General features: G+C 42.0%; 15 protein-coding genes. 2 read left to right on the top strand and 13 right to left on the bottom strand.

What is annotated here, in order from left to right:
- Positions 1–12 precede the first annotated feature (12 nt).
- From plsY to QZT69_RS09625, 6 genes are read right to left on the bottom strand one after another with little or no spacing between them, the layout of a single operon-like run.
- Positions 13–636: a glycerol-3-phosphate 1-O-acyltransferase PlsY gene (gene plsY, locus QZT69_RS09650; RefSeq protein ID WP_294673505.1), complete on the bottom strand. Its 624-nt coding sequence runs from the start codon at positions 634–636 to the stop codon at positions 13–15.
- Positions 636–5252 (bottom strand): hypothetical protein, encoded by a 4617-nt coding sequence (locus QZT69_RS09645; protein ID WP_294673503.1) that lies wholly within the window; start codon positions 5250–5252, stop codon positions 636–638. The genes plsY and QZT69_RS09645 overlap by 1 nt, the downstream gene beginning before the upstream one ends.
- A gap of 4 nt (positions 5253–5256) precedes the next feature.
- Positions 5257–6096, bottom strand: a complete 840-nt coding sequence (gene prmA, locus QZT69_RS09640; protein ID WP_294673501.1) for a 50S ribosomal protein L11 methyltransferase — start codon at positions 6094–6096, stop codon at positions 5257–5259.
- Positions 6078–6839 (bottom strand): triose-phosphate isomerase, encoded by a 762-nt coding sequence (tpiA, locus tag QZT69_RS09635; RefSeq protein ID WP_294673499.1) that lies wholly within the window; start codon positions 6837–6839, stop codon positions 6078–6080. The genes prmA and tpiA overlap by 19 nt, the downstream gene beginning before the upstream one ends.
- Position 6840: 1 nt before the next feature.
- Positions 6841–8742, bottom strand: a complete 1902-nt coding sequence (locus QZT69_RS19175; protein ID WP_367242135.1) for a MauE/DoxX family redox-associated membrane protein — start codon at positions 8740–8742, stop codon at positions 6841–6843.
- A 13-nt stretch (positions 8743–8755) separates the two neighbouring features.
- Positions 8756–9292: a DUF1599 domain-containing protein gene (locus tag QZT69_RS09625; protein WP_294673497.1), complete on the bottom strand. Its 537-nt coding sequence runs from the start codon at positions 9290–9292 to the stop codon at positions 8756–8758.
- Between the two features lie 10 nt (positions 9293–9302).
- Between QZT69_RS09625 and folP the strand changes: the two genes are divergently transcribed.
- The gene (folP, locus tag QZT69_RS09620) at positions 9303–10172 is read left to right on the top strand and encodes a dihydropteroate synthase (RefSeq protein ID WP_294673495.1); all 870 of its coding nucleotides are present in this window, start codon (positions 9303–9305) and stop codon (positions 10170–10172) included.
- 39 nt (positions 10173–10211) lie between these two features.
- On the opposite strand, the gene QZT69_RS09615 is transcribed toward folP, so the two are convergent.
- The 6 genes from QZT69_RS09615 to QZT69_RS09590 form a co-directional block, all read right to left on the bottom strand.
- Positions 10212–10655, bottom strand: coding sequence for a PaaI family thioesterase (locus QZT69_RS09615; protein ID WP_294673493.1), 444 nt, complete (start codon positions 10653–10655; stop codon positions 10212–10214).
- Complete coding sequence (locus tag QZT69_RS09610) at positions 10652–11503, bottom strand: mechanosensitive ion channel domain-containing protein (RefSeq protein ID WP_294673491.1); 852 nt, start codon at positions 11501–11503, stop codon at positions 10652–10654. Before QZT69_RS09610 ends, QZT69_RS09615 begins: the two co-directional genes overlap by 4 nt.
- 103 nt (positions 11504–11606) lie before the next feature.
- Positions 11607–12428 carry a 1,4-dihydroxy-2-naphthoyl-CoA synthase gene (menB, locus tag QZT69_RS09605; protein ID WP_294673489.1) on the bottom strand — a complete coding sequence of 274 codons (822 nt, stop codon included), beginning with the start codon at positions 12426–12428 and terminating at the stop codon, positions 11607–11609.
- 99 nt (positions 12429–12527) lie between these two features.
- Positions 12528–13430, bottom strand: coding sequence for an AAC(3) family N-acetyltransferase (locus tag QZT69_RS09600; RefSeq protein ID WP_294673487.1), 903 nt, complete (start codon positions 13428–13430; stop codon positions 12528–12530).
- Positions 13431–15542, bottom strand: a complete 2112-nt coding sequence (locus QZT69_RS09595) for a WG repeat-containing protein (protein WP_294673485.1) — start codon at positions 15540–15542, stop codon at positions 13431–13433.
- 169 nt (positions 15543–15711) lie between these two features.
- Positions 15712–15966, bottom strand: coding sequence for a type B 50S ribosomal protein L31 (locus QZT69_RS09590; protein ID WP_144334052.1), 255 nt, complete (start codon positions 15964–15966; stop codon positions 15712–15714).
- A 108-nt stretch (positions 15967–16074) separates the two neighbouring features.
- Between QZT69_RS09590 and QZT69_RS09585 the strand changes: the two genes are divergently transcribed.
- Positions 16075–17478, top strand: a complete 1404-nt coding sequence (locus QZT69_RS09585; protein ID WP_294673482.1) for a right-handed parallel beta-helix repeat-containing protein — start codon at positions 16075–16077, stop codon at positions 17476–17478.
- A 74-nt stretch (positions 17479–17552) separates the two neighbouring features.
- Here the strand turns inward: QZT69_RS09585 and QZT69_RS09580 are convergent, their stop codons facing one another.
- Positions 17553–18479 (bottom strand): malate dehydrogenase, encoded by a 927-nt coding sequence (locus QZT69_RS09580; RefSeq protein ID WP_294673480.1) that lies wholly within the window; start codon positions 18477–18479, stop codon positions 17553–17555.
- Positions 18480–18699 lie beyond the last annotated feature (220 nt).

Raw genomic sequence — 18699 nt, 5'->3', positions numbered from 1 at the left:
GAGGCAATACGCTTATTTCTTAAAAAGGTTCATTTTACTTTCTGTTCCATCCAATAATCGCTTGATATTTTTACGATGGGCAAAAATCACAATGAACGCCAACAATGACCCAAAGATAGGCAAAGCGTACGTATTTATGGGAAATAACCACAAACAACCTGAAAAGACTATGGCTGCACTGATTGATCCCAAAGAAACATAGTGAGATGTAATAAAGACAATTAAAAAAACAACCAGGCAGATAGCTGCGGCAGCAGGCTGTAACCCGACGATCACTCCCAAAGAAGTTGCCACCCCTTTTCCGCCCTTAAATCCTGCAAAAACGGGAAAAACATGCCCCAAAACAGCCATGAAAGAAGCGACCAGCTGAATGTGTGTTAAATGCGGATCGGAAAATTCAACTGGCAGTACAAAATATGGTAACAGTACTGCCAGCATTCCTTTTAAGATATCTATAGTAAGAACGACTCTACCTGCTTTTTTTCCAAGTACGCGAAAAGTATTCGTTGCTCCTGCATTCTTACTTCCGTGTTCTCTTACATCTAAATCATATTTTGCACGACCTACCCAAACTGCGGTTGGTATCGATCCTAAAAAATATGCAGGTATAGCCCATAAAAAATCAGTCCAGTTCATTATTCAAAAATAGCATTTAGTTTGCCTAAATACACGCTATTTGTTGAGATTTGATACAAGAATCCTTTTGATTTGCGCTTGTCTTCTTTAATTGCATTGATCGAATTAGCCAATTCGGAATCACTGGTGATGATATTCAAGGTACCGTCACGTTTCAACATGGAGTAATCAAACAGGTAATCCGGTCCGCCCGGAACCTGCATCATCATCGTGAAATGGTCACCGTTTTGAGAATAGATCTGCTCAAATGCACCGCGGAATACTACTTGTCTCATCACCGGTTTCCCGTAGAAGTTCACAATTGCTGCTCCTTCCAGGCTCGACATCAAACCGCGCACATCTTTAGTCATCGGGATGTTTTTCAAACGAACACCCGTAATCACGATCGATTTTTCCAGTTCATCCGGCAAACGCTTCACTTTCTTATCCTCGGAAAGGGTATAATCGGATTTGATCTTATCTGCCGTTTTACGGTCGCTCCACATTAGCAGGGCCTGCTCGATGTTGGTTGTTTCGAACGACAATGGTTTTGATCCTTCGTAATCCACAATGCGCTGGCCTACACTTTCCCAAACGCCCTTGTCCATCGGCAAATTCAATTTCAATGTAGCATTTACTTCCGTTTGTCCGCTCTGCTGGTTATAAGAAACCGTTCCGATGGCGTCTACCGTGACATCACCGTAATCCATTCCCATATTGATTTTTCCTTCCCCGTTCATGGAGCAGCTTTCCGTATGCAGGGAAATGAAATTCCCCGGCTCATTGCGGTTCAACAACTTCTCCTTCGGTCCGATCTGGAATTCTTTGGATGTGAAATCGTATTGAAGCACACCGGTAGCTGTAATAAAGATCGGATCATTCGGATCTTCCAGCGAAGAAAGGAATGTCGGGTACAAACGAATTGAGTCTTTCTGACGGGAGTCTCTCCAAACGATACCCGCGGCAATTGCCTGTCCGTCCAACGTTTTCATATTCGGTGTAACCGGGATCTGGATATTCTTCGGATCAATTTCTGCTGAGAACGACATCCAGCTCTTCGCAAATTTCTCACAGTTGTGGTTAATACGAGTTGCTCCGGTAAAGCTGATCAATGGATTTGCCGCTTTAATCTTCATCGGCCCGTAGTAATCAAAATACTTGTTCAACTTAAATCCGGCTTCACTTTTTACCGTTCCTGTTGCAACTGTCTGTGATGTTGAATCAACGGTAATCTTATCCATATGAATGAGTGTTTTAACCGAATCTGCATCGTAATACGGGTAATCTCCTTCCGAAGTATATTTTCTACGTGCGGAAATGGTCGTATTTGCATTTAAGAAGGTGTGGTACTTCGTTACGTAGTTGGCTACGATCTTCGAATTCAAAAGCGGATCCATCACTGCATTCTTGTGAATTGTCACTTTTGCGCTGTCCGGGTAAATACGTGCATCCGCTACATCAATAAAAGTTGTATTGGAACAATACAATACTTTTTTCTTCATGGAGAATTTCACCTTCGGAGCTGCAAACTGCAGGGAATCCTGGTCCGGATGGATGGAGAACATATTCGGCTGTGCAAGATTCAGATCGGTATTGATATTGATATCCCCTGAACTGTTTCCACCGCCTTTTTTAGACAATTCCATTTCGTCCTGATCCATCAGCCAGGTAAATAAATCTACTTTCGCTGCGTATTTGATTACCGGGAAAACTTTCAGTTCTTCCCCGTCATTCGATTTAAAGTCCCCTTTTCTATCCTTGAAGGAAATGTGAGCGTTGACATTGTTGGAAGAGAATGCCAGCGGGCTTTCCCCCTCTTCCGGGTAAGGGTTTTTCAACTGAAAGACAGAAGTATCCGAATCAATATCGTAGCGCTTGAATTTAAAGTTATCAGATCCCAGGTTTGCTTTCTGCATGGAAATAATTCCGTACCCGGTCATTCCGGTAGGCTGAACAATTGCTGTTCCTTTCATTTTCGCTTCACCGTTAAAGAAAACCAATTCGTTTTCCTGCGTAGAAGAAGCTTTCAATACGTTTTGTCTTGGAACATAGGTAATAAATGCATCCGGAGATTTTACATCCGGGAATTGGACACCTGCTTCCACCGGTTTGTTCTCAAACTTGGCATAACCCAGGGTTGAATCGGGTAAGAAGGTAAATGCTTTAGAATCGGAAATGGAATGAACGAAATTAATGACTCCGGCTCCCTGTAACCCGTTATTGGACAGAACGATCTTGTTCTTATACATTGCTTTTGTCCCGTAGAAGACATGTCCTTCCGGGGGAGCTACTGTACTGAATCCGAGTGAGTAATCCGGCATAATCTTCAAATCTTCCTTGATCACCGGGAAAATGCCAGCGGAAACCAATTCTCCTTTCAAACGGAACGCTTTTTCGGAGAAATTATCCAAACTATCCATTTCAAAAGGAATACAGGTATAGTAGAAGCGTGCGGAATCGTAAGCTCCTTTAAACAATTCTTCCTGGTTGTAATACACTTTCGACGGTTTCGTGGATTTTAAGATCGGGTATTTCGTGATTTCCTTTTTCATTCCGGAACGGTTCGTCGGGTCATCCACAATAATTTCTCCCACAATTCCATTTAATGCAGATCCCAACGCAATTGATCTGTTCCCGTCTGCCTGGGAAAGTGGTTTTGCACGGAAATAACTTTTGTCTGTTCTGATCAGGTTGATCTTATTCGCATCGTATGCATAATTTGCCTCCAGGGTATGGATCTCGAATTTACCGGACGAGGCCCACCCGGAAAACTTAAAGTCTCTGTTCTTATTGATTTTCACCTGTGCTCTATCCGGCAAAACAAATGATCCCTGAGCATCCGAAATGGTAACGCGGTCCACTGCTTCCAGGGCAATTTCCATTGTACCCAGGTTCATGGAACCGAAATTCGGCATGGTTCTTCTTTTGATTGCCAAAACGGAATCCTGTGACGCAACTTTCTGAAGCGCCGGGTTATCTTTCAGCTGCTCCGGTGAGAATTTCGGTTTCGGACGCATATCGGAAACAAAGATCAGGTTGTCATAATCACGTTTACCCGCCCGCGACTCAATAAACACCTTTGTTTTCTGGTTGACTTTAACAATTTTATTTTCCGTATCATAGCTGATAAACCCATAAGATGCCAAATCCAGAAGCTGTGTTTTCACCTGGTCCACAGTCTTACCGAGAGCAGTTGCAGCTTTTCCTTCCGTCAGTGTAAATTCATCGTATTTATAACAGTAATTGTACAAAGAAGCAAGCGGATGCACTTGTTCCATTCCCTGAAGACGATCATATAATCTTCCATCGTAGAAATTCATGGATTCAAAACGCGCAATCCGTTGTTCCTGGCTTGTTCCGAATTCATAGGTAAATAGTAAATCTGTTCCTGTGCGCTTCCACACTACTTTCTGAACATACCATTCCAATTGGTGATAAGAATCCGTAAAAGGAGATTGCAGTACGCCTGATTTCCCACGCGATAACTCCACCATATTCGAATCTTTCGTATAAACGAATCCTACTCCCGGGTGCGTAATCGAATCTTTTTCCCCGACGTACAAGGTCGTTTGGGTAATATTCGAAACAATTCTCGCGGGTTCAATGGCAATGTATTGTGTTTTTGCCACCATGAATTTCTTTCCGTTTTTTTTAATGGTCAGCTGCGCGAGTTCGGTAGCATTTCCAAGCCCTACGACACTTGCTCCCTGTAAGGAGAAACCACCCACATAATCCATATCCGGAAGAACATTATTAATGGAAAGCTTTTTCTCAAATGAAATAAATTGCGGATAATTGCGGTCTGCTTCACGGATGACGCGGAAAGCACGTTCATTCAAAGTTCCTTTTACCTTTTTTCCGGGGAAGAACGGACTGGTTAATGAAACCGTATCAGCTTTAATAAAATTAGATTTCAGCGAGGCGTCGTAATTTCCTAATTCAGCGAAGGTTTCATTGCTTTTTAACCCGACTTTCACCCAATCGATTTTTCCACCCTGTCCGATCCATTTTTTCAACGCCGGATCATATGTTCCGTTGGTATTGTAAACCACCAGCGAGTCTATAAAACGGGGTTCATCTCTTTTCGCTCCTCTATTCGGGAAACCGCAAACCAGGCGTCCGTTCGTAAATTTAATAATCGGTTTATCGGTAAATTCAAAAACATAGGAACCGTAGAAGTACCATTCTTCATTGGACGAACTTGCAAGCATTCCTTTGGAGAAAAATCCGGCAGATGTCTCAATAAAATCCTTGAATTTATTAATATTCTTAGCATCCAGCAGCTTATCTACCGAACTGTGCCAGGCAGTAAATGAAGATTCGGGCTGTTTGTTCTTTACGAATGAATAAACGGAAAACACATAATTGTAAATCTCCGGATAAACTTTTAAACGCTTGCTTTCCATTAGATTGGCTGTTGCAACCATCTTTGTGAAATACTGATCCGGAAAATCCGTTGATTTAAGCAGCGCAACAGAAAACTCATCTTTCAGGAAGTCCTTCTGTTCTTTATCCAAATAATCACTGGTGAGTGAACTGATCGTTTTTACAAATTTCTCTCTGTCTTCAGGATAGGACTGAGAAAATGAATTTACAGCGCACACCAGTACAATTAAAATGAATCCCCATTTTTTCATAGTTCTACTTTTTTTTAAGTTTCATGGAAGCCCACGTTTCTTTATCTCTTACTTCTACTAATTCAAAACCTGCTTTTTTGGCTGCATCTTCCAGCTCCGGCACATCGGATGTGAAGAAACCGCTTAAATAAAGCAAACCGTTATCTGAACATAGTTTTGCGTAATCCGATAAATGCCTTTTCAAAACATTTTTGTTGATGTTAGCAAGGATCACACCAAAATCATTTTCAGCGATGGAATCGATATCACCCAAAAGCCCGCGGATCTTACTGCAGCCGTTGCGTTCGGCATTTTCAAGCGTATTTTCCACCGACCAGGGTTCTATATCAACGGCCAAAATATCTTTCGCTCCCAGTTTCTCTGCCAAAATCGCCAATACCCCTGTTCCTGTTCCCATGTCCAATACTCTTTCAGGAAGTAAGTGTAAATCAAGCAGGAATTGTGACATCAGGTAAGTAGTTTGGTGATGTCCGGTACCAAAAGACATTTGCGGCTGGATCACGATCAACTCCCTGTTTGGAAAGTCTTTCGCATCGTGAAAAGGTGCAATAATTGCCAGGCGCGAATCCACCAGGACCGGATCAAATGATTCTTCCCAGGTTGCATTCCAGTTTTGGTGAGGAATTTCTTCCAATTTCCAGTCGACTTTAATTTCTGCATTGTTATGGATACAGGTTTCTTCCAAAATGGAGGAAACATCGCCAATTTGAACAGGAGCATATGCCTGGATTCCGGTTTCTGTTTCCACAAAACTTTCAAATCCGAATTCGGCCAACTCGGCTACAAGAATATCCGACCAGGGATCTCTGGGTTCAATATTAACTGTTAATTCAAAATAGTCCATGTTCCTTCAGCTACTAAAACGGAAAAATCAGCAGCTTTCAAAGACGCCCCTCCGATCAATCCTCCATCTACATTTTCGCATGCAAATAACGCCTGAGCATTGCCAGGGTTACAACTTCCACCGTATAAAATAGCAGAATTAACCGCAATTTCTTTTCCGTAGCGCTCTTCGATCCACGATCTAATAGCTGCATGCATTTCTTCTGCCTGCTCTGTACTTGCTGTTTTACCCGTTCCAATTGCCCAGATAGGTTCATATGCGAGTACTACTTTTGCAAAATCAGCTGCGGAAAGGTGGAACACGCTTTCTTCCAGTTGTTTTTTAACATAGTCCAAAAAAGAACCGTTTTCACGGATTTCAAGAGGTTCGCCACAGCAAAAGAAAGGCCTGATGCCGTGAACCAACGCCGCATCCAGTTTTTGTTTTAGAAATGCATGGTCTTCGTTGAAATATTCCCTTCTTTCGGAGTGACCTATCAAAACCGCTTCAATACCGGCTTCTTTCAACTGCCACATGCTTACCTCACCGGTAAAAGCACCGGTATCTTTCGGGTATGCATTCTGAGCTCCTACTTTTATATTCGTAGAAAGTGCTTTACAGTCACTCACATACAACATCGGCGGAAAAATATAGACTTCTATCTCCGAACCAATGTTCATGTTGTTTACTTCTTTGCACAATTCTTTTGCCTCGCTTTGAGACAAATTCATCTTCCAATTTCCGGCTACAATTTTTGAGCGCATGTTATTTTGCTAATAAATTACTTTGAATCCAATTAAATGTCGGTAACGAATTACCGGTATATTTTCCTTTTACACGTCCGTGTTTCAATACCATCAATGCCGGGTTTGCACGTGAAACGGCTTTTAATTCTATTCCGTCATTGATAAAGAAAGGTACATGCAGGTTGTGTTTCTTTTTAAATGCGGCAATCTCCTCATCTCCCGAACCAACTACCATTACGAAAGGAACACCCGCTTTTTTAGCAGACGCTGCTATAGACTTGATTTCGTTCAGATGCGCCAAATCAAACTCTTTCAGGTTTTTGGAGAAAACAACAATCACTTTTGGTGCGGTAAACAAGAACTTACGGATACTTACATCGGACAATTCCGGGTTTTCCACCTCAATGGTATCCAGGATTGTATAGGTATCAGGCGGATAGGACTCCACGTTGTATTCTATCTCCGGAATCTCTGTTCGTTCCATAGTCACTTTATCTTCCAAACGAAGTCCGGTTACTCGGGTATTCTTCAGTTGTTTTTTCACTGCATCCAGCTGCAGCTCGTCTTCCGACAAGGCTTTAATGCTTCTCGACGGATTGAATTGCGCCGTATCAATGGAAGGAAGCCTCATCGGGATGATTTCCTTGTTGATCATTTCCAGGTATTTCCATTCATTCGTCTTTTCCCAAATCTTGGAAGCCATAAATTCTTTGCTAGAACCGTCGTACTCCTTTTTCTCGCCGGTTTTGATGTTTTTGTAAACCAGCAGGCTTTGGTATTTACCGGGATCTCCGTTTTTAGTCAAATCAGGCAGGTAATTCCCAACTGCGTATGATCGGTAATCGCGCAACGGATCATATTTCAGGACATACCAAATGAAAATTCCGCATAAGCATGTAACAATCAGTGCCGAGCTGTAATGGTTCCCGATCCGTTTATTCCGGAAACGGTAAATCCATAAAGCAGCCAATATAGCTATCAATGAGAAGATTATCGGGAAATACCAATCGAATACCCAGGATAATGCGGCAATCAACAGCATTGAAACCGGAACATAAATCCAGTTTTGGCGCACATTATTCGGTTTGATGATTCCCTGAGCGACAAAGATCCAGATAACCAGGTAAAGCAATACGATGTCTTTCCAGAGGGATTCTTTCGGAGTTAAGGATCTTCCGACGGAACCTTTCATTGCATCTCCGAAACAGCCGCAATCCGTTACACACTGAGGCGCTTTTAGTTCCTCAACGACCACTTCATTGGCATTCTTTGAAATGATCTTAATATCCTTATTCGTTTTGGCTTCCTCGATTTTTGTATCTGCAAGTGATGCTTCTTTAGCATTAGCCAATGAATAGGTATCGCGGTCTGTAAATTTCGTTTTTGAATCACAGGTAGACGTGTGCCAGGTAAGGAATGTAAAGAACAGCATCAGGATCACCAATGACCAGCTCACCAGGCGCATTTTCCCTCCTATCAATACCAAAACTCCCAACACGATCTCAGCAATGCAGATGATCACCGAAAGTACCAGCGCATGCTGAATAAAATATTCCAGGGAGAAGCCGGGAGTACCAAAAAACTCTTTGATCCGGTAAGCCAATGCACCGTCTTCAAAATATTCTTCCAGCTTATAGGAAAATCCAAGCGGGTCATTTGCCTTGATCAATCCGGAAACGAGAAACAAACTTCCAACAATAACGCGGGAAACAGTAGCAATCATCAATTTCCCCTTGAAGAAGATCAAAGCTACTGCAGAAAACAGCATCAAGACAAGACCGATGCTTACGAATAACAATTTCTGAGCTTCAAAATGATCGTGAAAGCCCATTGTTGTAAGTGTTAATCCGGCAAGGTTTAAGATAACAAACAGGACATTGAGTGGTAGTGAATGTCCTGAAATGGTTCGTGTAGTTTTCATAGAAACCAAAAGTTTAAAGGGTGAGGTGTATTAAAGCAAAAATAGAATAGTTCAGAATATCAAAATAGTTCGATTCAATTCCCTCCGATGCGATCGTTTTCCCTCCATTATCCTCAATCTGCTTGATTCGCAACAGCTTCATAAGGATCATATCGGTCAACGAGCTTACCCGCATATCCCTCCATGCCTCCCCGTAATCGTGGTTCTTTTTCTCCATCAGCTGAAAAGCTTCCAAAGCAACCTGGTCGTACAAGATTTCCGCTTGCTCGGCACTTAGTTCAAGCCCCATTTTATCTGTTGAACGGGACTGAATAATTGCCATGATACAGTAATTCACCATTGCTCCGAATTCACCTTCGATACTTTCCCCTACTTTATTCTCTCCTGTTTCCTGTATGGTCCGGATTCGGTTTGCCTTTATGAAGATCTGGTCCGTTAAACTGCTCGCTCGCGCAATCCGCCAGGAAGTTCCGTAATCGATGGTTTTTTTAAGGAAAATTTCTCTACAACCCTGTACGATGTGTTGATATTGTTCCGATGTTTGTATCATCTATGCAAGTATGGAATTTTTAAGGTCTGAAAATACAACTTTTTCACGAGAACGGGTTCTAAACATCCGCGGTAAGTTATTCACTATTTCCACCCCGCAGGTGATGGGAATCGTCAATTGTACGCCGGATTCTTTCTACCCGGACAGCAGAAGTACGACCATTGAAAAACAGCAAAAACTCATAGACCTGCATGTGAAGAACGGTGCAACTTGGTTAGATATAGGAGGTTACTCGAGCCGGCCGGGTGCTGAGCACATTTCCGAACAGGGGGAAATTGAGCGGATTAAATTCGCAATAGCCTATGCGCTGGAAACCTACCCGGAAGTAAAAATCAGTGTTGATACTTTTCAATCCGGGGTTGCTTCTTATGCCCTTGAACAAGGTATTCATCTGATCAATGACATCAGCGGCGGACTGATCAACCCGGAGTTATTTTCGATTACAGCAGAACACAGGGCTCCGTATGTATTGATGCACATGCGCGGAACACCGCAAACCATGGCTAAATTGAACCGCTACGACAACATTCTTCGTGATGTAATCGTTGAATTGGGAACACAGCTTGAAAGAGCAAGATCGGCCGGACTTAACGATATTATTATTGATCCTGGCTTTGGCTTTGCCAAGAACAGCGAACAAAATCTCGAACTATTTTCATTCCTTGAAGCTTTTCAACTGTTCGAATGTCCTATTTTAGTTGGTATCTCGCGGAAATCAATGATCTATAAGACCCTTGAAACAGATCCAGCGGATTCATTGAACGGAACCACTGTTTTAAACACCATTGCTCTCAATAAAGGAGCAGATATTCTGCGCGTACACGATGTGAAAGAAGCTGTTGAGACGGTGAAACTTTGGGAAATCATCAATTATAAATGACTCAATTATCAAGTCTTTTTTATTGATAATTCATAATTTTCAAAACACTTTCTCGCTGATCTTCGAAACCGGATATGCGTTCATAGTAGCCGAAGCCGTAGCTACCAATTCTCCTTTATGGTTTTTCACTTTTCCTTCCACGAACAAAATACGCTTCCCGGATTTTGTGACCTTTGCGTCGGCAGTCAGCAAATCATCTTTGTGAGCCGGATTTAAATAAGAGATCGTCAGATTAACAGTCGAAACCACTTTCATGTCTTCACAAACTTCCGTCAAACACGCTACTCCAAGCGCAGCATCAATCAGTGCCGCTACAGAACCGCCGTGAGCAGCAAATGGGGTCGCCAAATGATCCTTTGTAATCGCCATTTTGTAGATCACATGTCCCTTTTCGACGACTTCAAAATCCATCCCCAGTAGATCTCCGAAGCGATTCCAGATGATATATTGCTGAATGATCGGATGTTGCTTTAAATCTGTCATGCTTTTGCTTGTTGCATTTGAACCACGTGTTCCTGCGGGGAAGTCAGATTCAACCCTTCTTTGGAAAACTCTTCGTAAACCCTTCTGTTCAACTCATAGTAAACATCCCAGTAATCATTTGTTTTGGCCCAGGCACGAACGGTGATCATTACAGAAGCCCCCAGTTCTCCCAAAGCAACAAAAGGTGCCGGATCTTTCTTCACGCGCTTATCCTCCGACAAGTATTTCAGGATTAATTGATGTGCTTTTACAAAATCATCTCCGTATGAAATCGGAATGGACCAGTCAACCCTTCGCACATTGGCTTTCGTAAAGTTAGTAAGCGGACCGTTTGCAATCGGACCATTCGGGATTACAATCACCTTGTTATCCGAAGTATGCAGATAAGTATAGAAAATCTGAATTTCCTTTACAGTTCCCTGCAGAGTCTGGGTTAAGATCACATCACCGACCTTAAATGGTTTGAACAACAAGATCATCACTCCTCCGGCAAAATTGGAAAGTGTTCCCGAGAACGCCATACCGATTGCCAAACCTGCAGCTCCAAGGATTGCTACAAAAGAAGTCATTTCGATTCCCAGCTGGGTAATTGCCGTCACAATCACCAGGATCTTCAACACAATGGTGGACAAGCTCGACAGGAAGGTTACCAAACCGGCATCTACCTTCCCCCGCGTCAGTATTTTCACCACCAAACGCCCAACCCACTTAGCAATCCAAAAACCGGCCAACAGGATAATCACAGCGAAAATCAGGTTCGTTCCGGATTTCACCAGCCACTGCTTGCCTTCTGCTAAACTAAATCCAAAAATGCGCTGAAAATCAGCTTCGATGTCTAAAAGTGCCATTCTTTAATAATTTCATTATTAAAGGTTCAAATGTTCAAAAGTTGAAAAGGTTAAACCCATTGAACTCTTTGAACTTTTCGAACTCTTTGATCGTTTGAACTTGTTAAGGAAATTTAGGAAATTGCTGGAAATTCGGCTCTCTTTTTTCTAAGAATGCACGTTTTCCTTCCTGTGCTTCTTCCATTAAATAGTACATCAAAGTAGCATCTCCAGCGAATTCCATCAAACCTCTCTGTCCGTCTAATTCCGCATTCAAACCTCTTTTGATCATACGCACTGCCAACGGAGAACGCTTCATGATAGTCTGGCACCACTGCACAGTTGTATCTTCCAAATCTTTCAATGGAACAACCTTATTGACCATTCCCATTTTTTCCGCTTCATCTGCCGTATACTGCTCACACAAGAACCAAATCTCACGCGCTTTCTTCTGTCCGACATGACTTGCAAGGAAAGACGAACCGAAACCGGCATCAAAACTTCCTACTTTAGGGCCCGTCTGCCCGAATCGTGCGTTATCTGAAGCAATCGTTAAATCACAAACTACGTGAAGTACGTGACCTCCTCCGATTGCATAACCGTTCACCATAGCGATTACCGGCTTTGGCAAAGCCCGGATTGATTTGTGTACATCCAGTACGTTCAAACGCGGAACTCCATTTTCAGAAATGTAGCCTCCTACTCCCTTCACGTTCTGATCACCTCCGGAACAAAATGCTTTATCGCCTTCTCCGGTTAAAACAACCACACCGATATCTTGTCTTTCACGACAAATTTCCAACGCATCCAGCATCTCCATGTTCGTTTCCGGACGGAAGGCATTGTACACTTTCGGACGGTTAATCGTGATTTTTCCGATTCCTTCAAAGAATTCGAATTTGATATCTGTATAAGACTTGATACTTGTCCAGTTTCTGTTTGACATGTTCTTTTGTTTTTGGTTTTACAAAAATAGCAATGCCTGCATATAATTACTAATGCCGTCCCGATAATTATCGGGATGCGAATTAGAGATCAATAAATCTTATGATCCGGAGGGAGTATACATGGTTACTCCGTTTTGCTGATATTCATCCATCATGGTTTCCAGCATTTTGGAAGCATCAAATACCAGGGTCGGCGCATTTCCGATAACTGCACGCTTCATCACTCCTTTTGCCTCAAACATCGGCAATAATCCATCACACTTGCGCTTTGCCGATTGTTCCGGGTTGTGGACTTTCACCGAAACGGGAACAACTTCCCCGTCTTCCCGCTTTACCGAAACATGAAATACTTCCGGGTAATAAACCGGGTATTTAAAATCAGGAACGGCATCTTCCAATACATGCAGGGATGTTCCCGCATTGTCCAAAGTGACTCCGATGTATAGGATTTTGCCGTTTGCTTCTGCTAATCGTGCAAAAGGGCTGTTCCTGGTATACGGTGTTTCTTCTCCCAAATGTCCGCTCGTAAACCATTCCGCTTTCGGTCCGTAGCAGCAAACCGGTTCTGTGGGACTTTCGGAACGTCTCACTCCGGGAAGTTTCCTGAAATATTCGGTGATCGCCCCCATTTTGGACGGATCGTTCAGAACATCAAATTGGTTTAAATTTCGGATATAATCCAATTGGTATCCGGGATTAGGGGAACTAGGCATGAGCAAGTTGCCTTCCGCACCAATGGCTTCCAAAAGTGCATCAACAATGATTCGCGGGCCGCCTGCTACAAAACCGATCTTTGAAAAACTGCTGTGAACCAACACGGAATCTCCTGATTTTATCCCACAAGCCTGAATTTGTTGGAACAACTGTGTAAACGTCCATCCTTCTCCTTTCAACTCCTGTTCACGGATCAGCTTACGCTGCTTATCTTTCTTTCTTTCACGATAAGCATTCAGAATCCTTTGCGGAACCAGCGAGCGAATAAAGTTCCTCAACCCCGACATTTATTCCAGGTTTGGTTTGATCAATTTATTTTCCGGAACGTAAAAATAATGCAGCTCCGTACCCTTTGTCAGGATGTAGAAATCGTCCTGTACTTTTCGGATATTGACATATTCCAGAGGAACAACCAACTTTCCTTTATTGGTGTAGATTCCGTAAAAAGCCCCCAACGAAACGATGAAATGAGTATCGTCCAGTGGTTTGATCGTTGTATGCTCAACCGGAATAACTGTTTCTCCTTTGGCATTGATCGCTCCTTTGAGGGTAAGCATTTGAACAACACCAAGTCCTGATTTGAAACTTTCTGCTGCTTCATACATTGGCGGAATAACCGGTTTGTTCTGTAAATCGATGAACCCCCATTTTCCGGCTTTTTCGAAGGCAATTAAATTGGAAACGGCTCCCAATTTGGAATAGGTAAACGGAATAACCGGTTTCCCGAATCGATCTATGACCCCAAACTTACCAGCCTTCGAAGCTTTCGCATACATTCCGGAGAATTCTCCTTCCGATCGTGCATTCGTAAAGTAATCCAAAGTAGCGGGTATCATTGTCTGACCTCTTTTATCGAGATAACCGATCTTGTCTTCAGAAATCACCAACGCCCTGTCAGAAACCAGAGGTCCGATTTCTTCAATCGGAATGGTTTTGATCTCATTTCCCTGGAAAGTAGCCAGTTTTGCAGACTCATCCCCTTCAACAACAATTGCAGAATCACCAAACAGATTGATAGATTCGTACAAAGGTTTTACTTTGAATGAACCGAATGCATCAATATATCCTTCCAGCCCTTTAAAGGTAACCTTTGCCATTCCCCCGGAAAAAGAGAAAGCTTCTTCGTACTGCTCCGGAATCCGCGGATACCCCAAACCGTCAAAATAACCGTATAAACTGTCTTTCAAAGCATAGATCAATCCTTCTGAGAACTGACCGATATCCTTGTATTGCGGTTCGACAATGTAAGCCCCCGAACGATCGATAATTCCAAACAATTCATCAACCCGCACAATCGCTCTTCCTTTATCAAAATCATTCGCACTGGAAAATTTGAAAGGAATAACGATTTCATTTGCTTTATTGACGAATCCGTATTTCCCGCTTTTCTCAGCCCATGCCAATCCTTCCTTGAAGAAACCAACGGTACTGTACTGGGCCGGAATAACAATATTCCCGTTCAGGTCCATCCAACCGAACTGTCCTGCATTTTTATAGGGAATGATTTGCTGAGATCCCAATTTCTTATCTTTCGTAATCTCATCCTTGTAGGGATAATTCGGGTATTCCATTTGGAATTTCTCCAATCGCTCCATCGAATAATCGGACATGTACAACTGGTATAATTTTCTCCAGGCATTTTCAACGTTCCTGTTTTTCGGAAACGTTTTGATAAACAGATCATAATCTTTCACCTGGTTCCTTGCGGTACTTAAGTTATAGACCTGATCCTGTGCATCAGCAACATACGGATTCTCCGGAAATTGTTTTTCAAAACTTAAAAAAGAAGAAATTGTCTTTCCATCTGTATTTTCCTTATACTGCAAACGGTAAAAATTATTGAGTGCTTCTTTTTTAAAATCAGATTCCGGGTACTTTTTCAGGAACAAGTCAAAAGCAGCAGAGGTGTTGGCATTCTTAGCCTTTACGTACCCTATTGAATCCCGGGAAAAGACGGCTTTCTGGTATTCGGCAGCCCAGGGATTGTTTTTTTGGTACAAATCGTATGCTTCTTCCGAAGGATTTTTCAACACCTCTTTATAAAGTCCGCTGGAAATATCTTTACGCAGGTTTTCAATCGCCGCATAGTCGAAGTTGTGTTTTTTAAGCGCTTCCTTCTGCTTATCCTTCATGGCACCATAAGCCTTTTCGGAACGCACAATTGTTGCATACGCAGAATCAAGCTGGTGAAATGGATTATCTGTACGGTAATAAATAACTGCTAATCCATAGTTTGCTGCAGATTCATTGGACTTCAATGATTTTTCAAATTGCTTTTTCGCTTCGAAATAATTGAATTGGCTCAGGGCTTTAAATGCATCATCAATCGAACCGGCACGGACGTAATTAAAAGCACAAACAATAAATAGAACTAAAACTTTAACCTGCAGTGAACTCATGATACAAATATAACCATCTAACGATTTAAAGGTATACCAAAAGAGCCTTAAATCCTTAAAAAAGGTTTAAAACAGCAGCGTATCTGTCGCAAATAATTGCTGCATTCTAAAAAAAAGACATAAAAAAACCCCGACGATAAATGTCGGGGCTATTATTTCGAGTGTGAAATTACTTTTTGTATTTCGCGTAACGATTGTTGAATTTATCGATACGACCTGCAGTATCCACGAACTGAACAATCCCTGTAAAGAACGGGTGAGACTTGTGAGAGATATCTAATTTTACCAATGGATACTCATTTCCATCCTCCCAAGTAATTGTTTCTGAAGTATTTGCAGAAGAATGACACAAAAATGCATACTCATTCGTCATGTCCTTAAACACTACTAATCTATAATCTTCCGGGTGAATACCTGCTTTCATATGTTGTTAATCTTAATTATTCTTATTCAAAAATGGTTTGCAAAGATAATCAAACTTTTTAATTCACAACAAAAAAAATAAATGTATTGCACTTTCGTTATTTTTGTCATGATGAAATTACTCAATCTCTTTTTTGGAATCGCAATTTTAGCCGCTCTTTCGCTGAGCAATTCTTCGTGTAAAAAGAAAAACCTGTTCGGGGATGGCAATTTGGCCTTTTCCAGGGACACCGTTGTTTTTGACACTGTTTTCACAACAATAGGCTCTACTACCAAGTATTTCAAAATTTATAATTTTCAAAGCAAAGCTTTAAAAATCAGCAACGTTCAATTGATGGGCGGTTCTGCTTCCAAGTTCAAATTAAATCTCGACGGAGTTCAGGGAACAACTTTTACAGATGTAGAGATTCCTTCCGGTGACAGTTTATTCTGTTTTGTGGAAGTAAAATTGAGCGTCAACGGTCAAAACCTTCCGGTGATCGTAGAGGATTCCGTACGATTTACTACCAACGGAGAAGATCAATATGTGAATTTAGTGGTCTGGGGACAAGATATGTACTACCATTATTCCGCCCCGGGCAACCTGGATATCAATGAAGGAACCTGGCCAAATGACAAGCCGCATGTGATCTTCAACCGTGCTTATATAGATTCGGCAAAAACACTCAACATCGTAGGCGGAACAAATGTTTACCTGCACAAAGGTGCGATGCTTTTCAATTATAAAGGAACGTTGAATATCGACGGCGATTATAATAATAAAGTAACTTTCCAGGGAGACCGCCTGGAAGCTTCTTACAAAGATGTTCCGGGTCAATACTATGGAATCTATATGCATCAGGCACGTCCTTCCATGATCGATAATGCAGTCATTAAAAACTCCATTGCAGGTATTCATATGGATTCACGTGATCAGGCATTCAATCAAAACACCTTAACGATTTCGAATACGGAGATTTTCAATGCCGCCAGTTATGGATTGTTCCTGTTTGACGGTCCAAAAGTATACGGGGAAAATGTGCTCGTTCACAGTACCGGTGTTCATTCCTTATTAGTACTGCAAGGAGCGGATTTCACCTTTAACCAATGTGATTTCCTGGGGTATGGAACGGGTGAAGGTACTACTCCGGCTGTGGGAATCTCGAATTATTACAGCAACTCACAAGGAACTTTTGTAGCACAAATACCCAATGCCAATTTCAACAACTGTGTGATCTACGGAAGCAGCGGCGAACATTTGGCTATCGATACGATACAGCCAGGCGGGTTAGTGCTGAATTTTAAGTTTAGGAATTCGGTTATCCTGAAGAACAACCTGAGCAATCCCATGTTTATCTTCTGCAACAATTCGAACCCCAATTTTGTGGATCCTAACGGGGATGATTTCAATTTCCTAAGTTCTTCAAGTATAAACAACACCGGAAATACAAATCCTGCATATACGACTGCACAAGATATTAATGGAGTCTTTCGAGGTTCTCCTCCGGATATAGGAGCTATTGAAGGACCTTGATTCAACTAGTAATTCAAACAAATAGGGGCGTATCGGTTAAACCGATACGCCCCTTCGTTTATAATCTGATCTGATTAGTATTTCAAATCTCCATTGATTTCTCTTACAGCATTCGCAGCCTCAGCAAACTTCACTTTTTCTTCATCAGTAAGTGTTACGGTTACGATCTGCTCTACTCCGTTCTTCCCGATAATTGCAGGAACACCTAAGCAGATATCGCTTTGTCCGTACTCACCGTCCAGCATCAAAGAGCAAGGAATCATTTTCTTCTGGTCACAAGCAATTGCCTGAACCATTACAGAAACTGCCGCTCCCGGTGCATACCAAGCCGAAGTACCCAATAATTTAGTCAATGTAGCACCACCTACCTTCGTTTCTTCCACTACATAATTTTGCTTTTCGGTAGATAAGAATTCTGTTACAGGAACACCGTTTCTTGTTGCTTTGCTCAATAACGGAAGCATTCCTGTATCACTGTGTGCAGCGATTACCATTCCGTCTACATCAGAAATAGGGCTTCCCAATGCCTCAGCCAATCTGTATTTGAAACGTGCTGAATCCAATGCACCACCCATTCCGATGATCTTGTTCTTAGGAAGACCTGAAGTTTTGTGCACCAGGTACGCCATTGTATCCATCGGATTGGAAACAACGATAATAATTACTTCCGGAGAATGTTTTACCAGGTTCGCAGTAACATCCTTCACGATACCTGCGTTAATTCCGATCAATTCCTCACGAGTCATTCCCGGTTTTCTTGGAATACCAGAAGTGATAACTGCTACATGAGAACCAGCAGTTTTACTGTAATCTCCTGTTGTACCTGTAATTTTAGTATCGAACCCATTAAGAGATGCAGTCTGCATTAAGTCCATTGCTTTTCCTTCGGCAAATCCTTCTTTGATATCTACCAAAACTACTTCCGAACAGAAGTTCTTCATTGCGATGTATTCCGCACAGCTTGCTCCAACAGCTCCTGCACCTACTACCGTTACTTTCATTGTTTTATGATTAAAATGATAACTAATTGCTATAAATCGCAACGAATTTAAGAATAAAACTTTGCCCGTGTTGCAAATTTTGAGCAGTAAAATGACGTTATTTGTAAACAGACAGGTTCAAAATGTGTTCAAAAGGTTCAAAATGCTTGCGCTAAAGCTTTAGCATCGGCGCAGGGTTTAAATTTTGGAATTTTTTTGAACTTTTCAACATTTGAACCCG

This window comes from uncultured Fluviicola sp. (assembly GCF_902168135.1).
Lineage (GTDB): Bacteria > Bacteroidota > Bacteroidia > Flavobacteriales_D > Crocinitomicaceae > Fluviicola.
The sequence above is the reverse complement of the archived record's forward strand: the minus strand, read 5'-3'. Positions and strand labels throughout refer to the sequence as shown.

What these genes read in the sequence shown, in the direction of transcription:
- plsY (WP_294673505.1), bottom strand. Translation starts at nt 636, where the DNA reads ATGAACTGGACTGATTTTTTATGGGCTATACCTGCATATTTTTTAGGA.
- QZT69_RS09645 (WP_294673503.1), bottom strand. Translation starts at nt 5,252, where the DNA reads ATGAAAAAATGGGGATTCATTTTAATTGTACTGGTGTGCGCTGTAAAT.
- prmA (WP_294673501.1), bottom strand. Translation starts at nt 6,096, where the DNA reads ATGGACTATTTTGAATTAACAGTTAATATTGAACCCAGAGATCCCTGG.
- tpiA (WP_294673499.1), bottom strand. Translation starts at nt 6,839, where the DNA reads ATGCGCTCAAAAATTGTAGCCGGAAATTGGAAGATGAATTTGTCTCAA.
- QZT69_RS19175 (WP_367242135.1), bottom strand. Translation starts at nt 8,742, where the DNA reads ATGAAAACTACACGAACCATTTCAGGACATTCACTACCACTCAATGTC.
- QZT69_RS09625 (WP_294673497.1), bottom strand. Translation starts at nt 9,292, where the DNA reads ATGATACAAACATCGGAACAATATCAACACATCGTACAGGGTTGTAGA.
- folP (WP_294673495.1), top strand. Translation starts at nt 9,303, where the DNA reads ATGGAATTTTTAAGGTCTGAAAATACAACTTTTTCACGAGAACGGGTT.
- QZT69_RS09615 (WP_294673493.1), bottom strand. Translation starts at nt 10,655, where the DNA reads ATGACAGATTTAAAGCAACATCCGATCATTCAGCAATATATCATCTGG.
- QZT69_RS09610 (WP_294673491.1), bottom strand. Translation starts at nt 11,503, where the DNA reads ATGGCACTTTTAGACATCGAAGCTGATTTTCAGCGCATTTTTGGATTT.
- menB (WP_294673489.1), bottom strand. Translation starts at nt 12,428, where the DNA reads ATGTCAAACAGAAACTGGACAAGTATCAAGTCTTATACAGATATCAAA.
- QZT69_RS09600 (WP_294673487.1), bottom strand. Translation starts at nt 13,430, where the DNA reads ATGTCGGGGTTGAGGAACTTTATTCGCTCGCTGGTTCCGCAAAGGATT.
- QZT69_RS09595 (WP_294673485.1), bottom strand. Translation starts at nt 15,542, where the DNA reads ATGAGTTCACTGCAGGTTAAAGTTTTAGTTCTATTTATTGTTTGTGCT.
- QZT69_RS09590 (WP_144334052.1), bottom strand. Translation starts at nt 15,966, where the DNA reads ATGAAAGCAGGTATTCACCCGGAAGATTATAGATTAGTAGTGTTTAAG.
- QZT69_RS09585 (WP_294673482.1), top strand. Translation starts at nt 16,075, where the DNA reads ATGATGAAATTACTCAATCTCTTTTTTGGAATCGCAATTTTAGCCGCT.
- QZT69_RS09580 (WP_294673480.1), bottom strand. Translation starts at nt 18,479, where the DNA reads ATGAAAGTAACGGTAGTAGGTGCAGGAGCTGTTGGAGCAAGCTGTGCG.